Genomic DNA, 1,800 nt, shown 5'->3' on the forward strand with positions numbered 1-1,800 from the left:
GTTACGGGGCTGCGCGCGCAGCCCCGTAACCACCGCCCGCCCCACTTCCCCTCCTCAGGGCTCCAGCAGCCCGATGGCCCGGTACGCCGAGTCGACCACGGGCCGCGCCATCGCCCGCGCCCGCCCGGCACCCGCGCGCAGCACCGCCTCCACGGTCCCCGGATCGGCCGCCAGCTCCGCGTGCCGTACGCGGACCGGCCGCAGCAGCTCCACGACGGCGTCGGCCACGTCCCGCTTGAGCGCCCCGTACCCGGTGTACCCGTCGGCGAGCGCGGCCGGATCACCCCCGGTGCAGGCCGCGAGGACGTCCAGCAGGTTCGCGACCCCGGGCCGCGCCGCCCGGTCGTAGACGACCCCTCCGTCCCCGCTGTCCGTGACGGCCCTCATGACCTTCCTCCGCACCGCCTCGGGCTCGTCGAGGAGGAACACCACCCCGGGCCCCGCGTCCCCCGACTTCCCCATCTTCAACCGGGGGTCCTGCAGGTCCATGACCCGCGCCGCCACCACCGGATGCGTGGCCTTGGGCACGGTGAAGGTGTGCCCGTACCGCTGGTTGAACCGCACCGCCAGATCCCGGGCCAGCTCGACGTGCTGCCGCTGGTCCTCGCCGACCGGCACCTCACCGGTCCGGTACGCCAAAATGTCGGCGGCCATCAGCACGGGATAGGTAAGCAGCGACAGCCGCACGCCGTCACCCGAGGCCTGCGCCTTCGCCGCCTTCTCCTTGTACTGCACCATCCGCCGCAGCTCCCCGTCCGAAGCCGTGCACTCCAGCAGGTACGCGAGCCGGGCGTGCTCGTCCACGTGGCTCTGCACGAACAGCGTGCACTTCTCGGGAGTCAGCCCGGCGGCGAGCAGCAGCGTCGCCGCCTGCCGGCTGAGGCGGCGCACCCGCGCCGGATCGTGGTCGACGGTCAGGGCGTGCAGGTCGACCACGCAGAACAACGCCTCGTCGGGCGCCTGCTCGGCGGCGACCCACTGCCGTACGGCCCCCAGGTAGTTCCCCAGCGTCAGATGCCCCGTCGGCTTGACCCCGCTGAAGATCCTCGTCATGTCCCTGCTCCCTGCTCGTGTCGGTGTGGGCGTCGACGCCACCGCGTCGGGCGACCGAGCCACTCCCGGGAGGGGAGAAACAGAAACGGCCGCCGTGATCGGCGGCCGTCGAGCGCGTGCGTGCTCGCGTGGATGGTCGGCCGCCGTCAGGCGGCCCACCAGCGAAGGTCGAGCGTGAGCGCACACGTAGTCATGGGGGAGAGGCTAGACCCTGAGGGGTGAAGGAGGCGTCAGGTTTGCGCGCTCCGCGGGGCGGGTCAGCCAGGGGTTGACACACCTGTGCCCGATCCGTAAGGTTCTTCGAGTTGTCCGAAGTGAGCATCCGACCCCGGTCGGTCCCCGGACAGCCATCCCGCACTACACATTCGAACGAACGACTCACTTTGTCGTCCCGTTTTCATGCGTATTTGCGAATGAGGAATCCGCGTCCACGGACGCAGCCGCCGATTAGGTTCGGGGGCAAGGAATCCGCTACTGTCTCACTCGTCGCAAGGGCCCAACAGTCCAAACGACAAACCCCGCTGACTGGGAGTCAGGCCCGAAAGGATCTGATAGAGTCGGACTCGCCGGAAAGGGAAACGCGAAAGCGAAGAACTGGAAGGCGGAAAACAAGCGAGACAGACTCTGATAGAGTCTGAAACGCAAGAACAGAACGAAAGCCCGGAGGAAAGCCCCAGTAATTATTACTGAGGGTGAGTACAAAGGAAGCGTCCGTTCCTTGAGAACTCAACAGCGTGCCAAAAATCA

The 1,800-nt window shown here is 68.1% G+C and carries 1 protein-coding gene; it reads right to left on the reverse strand.

Annotation, left to right across the window (positions count from 1 at the left end; translation table 11 throughout):
• Positions 1-54 precede the first annotated feature (54 nt).
• On the reverse strand, positions 55-1,053 hold the full coding sequence (trpS, locus tag AC061S_RS44335) for a tryptophan--tRNA ligase (protein ID WP_478691559.1): 999 nt from the start codon (positions 1,051-1,053) through the stop codon (positions 55-57).
• Positions 1,054-1,800: the final 747 nt, after the last annotated feature.

Source organism: Streptomyces sp. CA189, assembly GCF_056428985.1.